The 7332-nt window shown below is 46.0% G+C and carries 5 protein-coding genes; 4 read left to right on the top strand and 1 reads right to left on the bottom strand.

The genetic code is table 11. From position 1 onward, the window contains the following. Positions 1–88: 88 nt before the first annotated feature. Positions 89–382 carry a hypothetical protein gene (locus QCB45_RS11435; protein ID WP_279421185.1) on the bottom strand — a complete coding sequence of 98 codons (294 nt, stop codon included), beginning with the start codon at positions 380–382 and terminating at the stop codon, positions 89–91. Positions 383–616: 234 nt separating this feature from the next. Here QCB45_RS11435 and QCB45_RS11430 point away from each other — a divergent pair, with 234 nt between their 5' ends. The 4 genes from QCB45_RS11430 to QCB45_RS11415 form a co-directional block, all read left to right on the top strand. Next, on the top strand, positions 617–2200 hold the full coding sequence (locus QCB45_RS11430; RefSeq protein WP_279421184.1) for a SulP family inorganic anion transporter: 1584 nt from the start codon (positions 617–619) through the stop codon (positions 2198–2200). A 199-nt stretch (positions 2201–2399) separates the two neighbouring features. Then, positions 2400–4151 carry a cache domain-containing protein gene (locus QCB45_RS11425; RefSeq protein ID WP_279421182.1) on the top strand — a complete coding sequence of 584 codons (1752 nt, stop codon included), beginning with the start codon at positions 2400–2402 and terminating at the stop codon, positions 4149–4151. 150 nt (positions 4152–4301) lie between these two features. After that, complete coding sequence (locus QCB45_RS11420; protein WP_279421181.1) at positions 4302–6401, top strand: TonB-dependent receptor; 2100 nt, start codon at positions 4302–4304, stop codon at positions 6399–6401. Between the two features lie 9 nt (positions 6402–6410). Further along, positions 6411–7332: 4Fe-4S binding protein (locus QCB45_RS11415; protein ID WP_279421180.1), on the top strand; the 922-nt coding region annotated here is incomplete at its 3' end.

Here is a 7332-nt window from a genome sequence, read left to right as displayed (position 1 = left end):
CCCGAAATGGACAGGCCTGTCCATTTCGGGCTTTTTTGTTTCCTCTGTTATTTGTTCTGATTGTAGTGCAATCTTATTTATTCGTTTTTTAAAGCCAAAAAGAAGCAACGCTACTGATGACCAGATTCAATAGAATGGATGTGATCGCCAGTGGAAACATGATGAACTTTTTGGTGCTGAGAGGGTTGGATCGACGAGCTACATGCTCGTAAAACCAGGTTAGAAAGCTGACAATGGCAGCGCCGATTGCCATGATGAAAAACCAGTCGCGGATGGTCTCCGCCGTGGTAAAAAACAGAATGTATAAAGAAAATGGTCCGCCCACCCAGAAAAAGATCAGATATGCCGTACCGATAAGAAACCCAAGAAACTTACTGAACATAGCCCTAATTCTCTTGTTGTTTTTTCCGTTCCTTTTTAACACGTTGTGATTTAAAAATAAAGTGTAATGCAAAGTGTATGACTAAAAGTAGAACGAAAAAACCGAGAGCGATTTCTCCGATGTGATTGATCCACATAATAATTTGTCTCTGTTAAAGTGTTTAAATACTTGATAAGCGGACAATTGTACTGGGTTTTTGTTAGAATTTGCAGCATCTAAAATTTAGGAGTTCTCATGAGTCAAAGCAGTCAGCCATTCAAATGGCAAACGTATAAAAACGATACCCTGTCTGGAATTACCGTGGCATTGGCGCTGGTTCCAGAAGCGGTCGCCTTTGCATTTGTCGCCGGCGTTCACCCGTTGGTCGGTTTGTATGCGGCTATTATCGTTGGAATGATCACCGCGATTTTTGGTGGACGTCCGGGGATGATTACGGCTGCTGCCGGTTCCTTGGCGGTGGTGATGATGCATCTGGTCATGGAGCACGGCGCATCGTATCTGTTTTTGGCGGTCATCATGATGGGGGTGATGCAGATATTCATTGGAGTCATGAAGTGGGGGCGGTTCATCCGAATGGTGCCGTCACCGGTTATGCTTGGATTCGTGAACGGACTTGCCCTGATCATTATGTTTGCTCAGTTTGGCCAGTTTAAGGACGCTGATGGAGCATGGTTAACGGGCACCAGCATGAATATCATGTTGATGATCGTCGCGGCGACTCTGGCAATCATTTACCTTCTTCCTAAGATTACCAAGGCGGTGCCTTCCGCTCTGGCCGCCATCGTATTGGTTTCCCTTGCGGTCATTATGTTTGATATCAATGCAGTGACCGTGGGAGATCGCGCTTCGGTTTCCGGTACTTTGGAGTCATTGATTTACGGTGACGGCGTCGAAGGCGGCTTCCAGGGGTTGAGCTGGTTCACGACTCTGCCGGAAGGGTTCTGGAGTTTGCAAACCTTATGGATTGTGCTGCCTTATGCGGTGATTCTTACTATCATCGGTTCAGTGGAATCCTTATTGACCATGACGTTGATTGATGACATTACCGAAACCCGCGGTAAAGGTAACAAAGAGTGTATCGCTCTGGGTGCGGCTAACTGTACAGCCGGTACTTTCGGTACTATGGGTGGTTGTGCCCTGATCGGTCAGTCGATGATCAATGTTAATTCGGGCGGAACAGGGCGTTTGTCTGGGATCACGGCCGCACTCGGGCTGTTGGTGATCGTATTGATCGCTTCGACCTGGATCGAAATGGTACCGATCGGAGCATTGGTCGGATTGATGTTCTTCGTGGTCATTGCAACGTTCAACTGGTCGAGCTGGAACATTATGCGTGGAATGTCAAAGGCGGACGGATTCGTTATGGTTCTGGTGACGGTTTTGACCGTGGTGTTCGATTTGGCTGTGGCGGTTATCGCCGGTGTGATCGTGTCGGCTCTGGTGTTTGCATGGCAACACGCCCAGAGAATCATTCTGGAAGAGTCTATGGAGGAGCGTGACGGTAAAACAATCAAGACCTACAAAGTGCAAGGTCCATTGTTTTTTGCTTCGGCGAAGAACTTTATCGACGGTTTCGATCCTAAAAACGATCCAAAGTGTGTGCAGATCGATTTCATGCATTCACGTGTTTACGATCATACCGGTATCGAAGCAATCGACACGCTGACTAAGAAATATCAAGCTGCAGGTAAGAAGCTGGTGTTGAAACACCTAAGTCCTGAATGCCAGGTATTGTTGCGTGACGCCAAAGAACTGATTGAAGTGAATGTTTCAGAAGACCCGCATTATCATGTGTCGATCAGCGGCCAGAAGCAGTAGACTTTAATTGTCAGTTTACAATTTGTTCGTGTTTCAATATTTGGGACACCGTTTGTAAAGAAGCACCCGCAAGGGTGCTTTTTTGTTTTAGGAAGTATTCCGGATATTGGAGGACTTATAAGAATCTCCTGTTGCGCTTTGTTTTTGTAGGGTTTTTGTATCATAATGGAATCAAACTCTTACATTTTAGGTTGTCCTGATGATTGCAGACCGATACCTAATCAAGCTGTTGGCGATTGGACCCATTCTGGTAATTCCTGCAATGGTGGCTTTGATTGCGGTATTGGTTATCCATTCGGAAGAGGCGGCCTTTCAAAAAACCAGTGAACGACTGGAAACCAAATACCTGGAATCCAAACAGGCTTCAATCCGAGCTAAAGTGGACAGCATCGCCGAGTTGACGGCCTATCGTAAATCGATTGTTAAAAAAGAATTGCACGAACGCATTCAGCAACGCGTCGAAGATGCCTATAAAGTCGCCAATGCGATTTACACTCAATATTCCCAAAAGCTTTCCGAAAACGAAGTGAAAAAGATGATCATCTCAGCACTTCGGCCTTTGACGTGGAATGACGGCGAGAGTTATATCTGGATTGTCGATTACAAAGGTATTTCTCAATTATCACCGGATTATCTGCGACATCTGGAAGGAACTTCGATCATTAAGGTTAAAGATGCAGATGGACATTATGTAATTCGGCAGGAAATCGCGATTGCCCGGGCAAAAGGCGAAGGTTTTTTATGGGATTCGTTCACCAAACCCGATCTATCGCCGGATAAAAAATTCGAACAGTTGGCATTTGTAAAAGCGTTTGGGCATTACAACTGGTATCTTGGGTCGGCGGAGTTTCTCGATACCGCTCGCGCCAGAAACGACAAAGAACTGCTTGAAACGATTTCGAAAGTGGATAAGGACGACAGTACCGGTTATGTATTTATTATCGGGCGGGGCGGCCGTATTTTTCTGAATTCATCCAGACCCGATTTGGAAGGAAAGCAGATGTTGGGATCGGGGGATCCGAATATTCAGGATATCGCCGAAAAAATTCAGAAGGCGTTGGATGCTAAAAGTACCGATTTTATCCGTTATCAGTGGGTGAATCCTGTTACTCACAAGCTGGACTTAAAGCATACTTATGTAACCAACGTACCTAACAGTGAATGGGTCATAGGCAGCGGTTATTACGATCGGGATATTCAATCTGAACTGGATTCCGTTAAAAAGACCTTGAATATCGAATACAAATACCGCCTTGAAAATATAAAAAAAATAAGCCTATTGAGTTTCGTTGTCGCTGTTTTGGTTTCTCTTTATCTGTCGTTGACGGTTAAGCGACTCTTGAAGCGTTATCAGGGCGAGGTGGCTGCTAAGAACAAGCAACTTGTCGAGTTGAATGCTTCTTTGGAAGCACGAGTTGCCAAACGTACCAAAGAATTGCAAAAAGCGAATCGTAAGCTGGAACTGTTGGCGATGACAGATAATTTGACCGGGATTATGAATCGTTACGCTTTCATGAATCTTCTTGAAGATGAGGCGAAGCGATCGGATCGTTATCAGAGTCATTTCTCACTCATTATGTTCGATATCGACTTCTTCAAGAACGTCAATGACGAATACGGGCATGATGTCGGGGATAATGTATTGGTGTCGTTAGCAAACTTGGTTCATAGCTGCCTTCGTGATGTGGATAAATTTTGCCGATTAGGTGGGGAAGAGTTTCTTGTCATGCTTCCAAGTACAAAAGTACAGGATGCGGCGCAGATTGCGGAAAGGGTGCGAAAAGCGGTTGAGGATCATCCTTTCAAGACAGTGGAGCATCTTACCATCAGTTTGGGCGTGGTGGAGCATAGGCAGCATGAGCGTCCGAGTGCGACTTTAAAGCGTGTAGATGTCGCACTTTATCAGTCTAAAGAAGAGGGGCGTAACCGAGTGACGGTAATCGAAGAATGACCCTTTCTGATTGATTTCAATTTTTTCTATCAAGTTCAAAACGTTACAACTGCCTTAATCTTTACTCAATACTTTGTTAAGGAGTTCTCAATAACCATACTTTTTGTGCATATATATAATTCCCCGCATTGATAAGTAAAGGGAAATATCATGCAAAGAAAGGCGCTCTATCTGGCTATTCTAGCCACATTCTCAACCCCTTCCGCCGCGGAGGAAATACGTTCCGAAAAAAACGATTCCGAGTTGGATCAGATTAGCATTACGGCGACCAAAATAGGTCGTGAAAGTAAGTCGGTTCCACAAAGTGTGGCCGTCGTTGACGAATCTCAGATAGAGCGCGAGAACGCCATGAACATCAATGATGTCATAGACAACATTCCGGGCGTTCAGGCGGTTTCCAAAAACAACGGTTACGATTCCCGTCTGATCATCCGTGGAGCGGGCTTGAAAGCACCTTATGGTGTGCGTGAAATCATGGTTATTCGTGACGGCGTGCCAATGACCGATCCGGATAGTTTTACCCGCTTCGATTTGATCGATATCGACGATATGGAAGGCGTGGAGATCTACAAAGGGCCGGGCTCCATCTACGCCAGTAACGCCAGCGGCGGCGTGGTGTTCATCAAATCCAAATCGGTGTTTGATGATCAGCAGGATCGTGTAAAATTGGGCGTGGGATCATTTAATAGCCTGAATTTCAATGCCAAAAAAGCTGTGACATTGGATGAGAACGACAGCATTGCATTCAACGTTTCGCGTCGACAATCTGATAACGACTGGCGTGATTGGAACAAGTTCGACACCACACAGTTCAGTGTCAAACACGGACATTTTTTTGAGGACGATTCTGTTCTCGAAACCGAAATCGCATACACCGAAGCGAATCTTCAGTTGCCTCAATCCTTAAGTGCCTCAGAGTTCGAAGCTTATAAAGATACGGGTGAAACCACTAATACCAGCGGCGATTGGCAAAAAAGCGGCCGTTATTCAAACATGTTGTTCATCAATAGCCGTTACGAAACCACTATGGGCGTCTATACCTTTAAGCCTCAGGTTTATTTCACACAATGGGGGCATTTCCATCCGGTTACAGGGATGATTAACGATGCTCAGGATAATAAGGTTGTCGGTACCGACTTGGCCTGGAATAGAAATCACGAACTGTTTGGTAGTGATGCCGAGTTCCTGTTCGGTTTTACTGCTCGAACGGATATTCGATCAAACGGCAAGAAATATACCTACCGTGATGTGGATTCTTCAGGTGTGGTTTTGTCAGACAGTAAAGGGGATTTGGCGCAAGTTGAAGACAGCCAGAACAATATCTTCGGTGCTTATGTTCAAGACAGTTTTTCTCCCGTTAAAGGCTTGATGGTAGATGTGGGATTGCGTTACGACCGAGTGGATATGTCAATCGACGGTAACGAGTTATTGGCCTATAACTGGGGTAGCGGTACTTATGTTCCGGGATCCGGCGTTTACTCGTACGAGGAAACCTATCATCTGTTCTCGCCTAAAATCGGTTTGACATACGCGTTGACCGACCAGCTAAACGTATACGGGATTGTCGCTTCGGCTAACCAGGCGCCGACCGAAGGTGAGATGCAGGCTACGCGAGATAATGCACCGAACGTGGATCTTAAGGCTTCAACCTCAACCAACTATGAAGTTGGTCTGAAGCACCGAAGCCAGAAATGGTCGGCTGATTTGGCTGTTTACTTTAATAAGTTGAATGATGAAATCGTTAAGGTCGAGAACGGTTACGCCGATTACTACGAGAATGCCGGTGAAACAGAGAAGAAAGGTATCGAAGTGACGGCCGCTTATCAGATAACACCACAATGGGCTTTGGGAGCCAGCGGTTCCAGAACTGAATATCGTTATGTGGACTACATCAGCGGTACTGACGATTATTCCGGAAACCTTTTGCGTTTTTCGCCGGACTATCAGTACAGCGTGTTCGTTGATTGGAAAAAGGGACCTTTTTCCGCTCGCTTGGAGACAACCGGGGTGGGCGAATACTATATGGATGATGCCAATACCGAAAAGTATGCTGGTTACAGCGGCGTGAATCATCTTACGTTGGGTTATGCGAGAAAAGCACACAATCTTGTGTTGAGCGTGCATAACATCACCGATGAACGCTATGCATCAGAAGTGTCAAAAACTGCCAGTTCCTGGGGGCCTGATACTTACTACTATACGCCGGGCGCCCCTCGCAACGCCATGTTGAGTTACCAATATAAATACTAAGGGCTCAATATGAAGACGTTGAATAAAACCCGCAGTAAATCGGATTTGTTGGGCTGGCCGGTGATTGGCTGGTTCTTTACGAATTCGAAATTGATGATGGCGGTCAGGTTGGTGGCGTTGGCTATGATGGGGTCGGCAATCTATTTCGGTTTGGTGTATCCGACGAAAGACGTTAACCCTTATACAGGAGCGATTTTCTGGTCGCTGTTCTGGCCGTTTTTTCTGATCGTGACCATGGCGACCTTAGGTTCGGCATTTTGTGGCATTTGTCCGCACAGCTTCATCGGTAAATATCTTAATCGTATCGGTCCCAAAAAACCTTTGCCTGCCGCATTGAAAAACCGTTGGATCGGTTTTGGATTGCTATTGGTGGCCTACTGGGTTCCGATTTATGTATTTCCGGACGTATTGAAGACGCCTTGGATCAGCGCTTTGTTCTTCCTGGTACTGACGGTGGTCGCCTGGACGATGTTCTATCTGTACCGGAACATGGCCTATTGCAGTTCCGTCTGTCCGATCGGGAGCGTGACCAGTGCTTTCGGGAAAGTCGGTTTTGTCGAGCTTAAAACCGACCAGAATCATTGTAGTAGTTGTCGTAGTTTCGACTGTACCAAGGCTTGCGAATGGAATCTACGCCCTTACTTTTTCGAGAAAAAGAATTCGATGGGAGATTGCACATTGTGTATGGATTGTTCCCAGGCCTGTGATGCCGTTGAATTGAAGTTGACCAAACCGTCCGTCCAGTTATGGAAGCCGAGCAGCGTGAAAGAGCCTATGAATGTCTGGGTGTACGTTTGGTTATTGGCGGTCATCTCAATCACCATGCGTTTTCATCACTCATTGGGCCACTCTTCCATCAAGGAAAGTTTGCCTTGGGTTCAGGCCGGGCAGTGGATGGAATCGATATGGTCGATTCCGTTTTTGGATTGGG

Origin of the sequence: Thiomicrorhabdus sp. ZW0627, assembly GCF_029767005.1 — a bacterium.
GTDB lineage: Bacteria > Pseudomonadota > Gammaproteobacteria > Thiomicrospirales > Thiomicrospiraceae > Thiomicrorhabdus.
The sequence above is the reverse complement of the archived record's forward strand: the minus strand, read 5'-3'. Positions and strand labels throughout refer to the sequence as shown.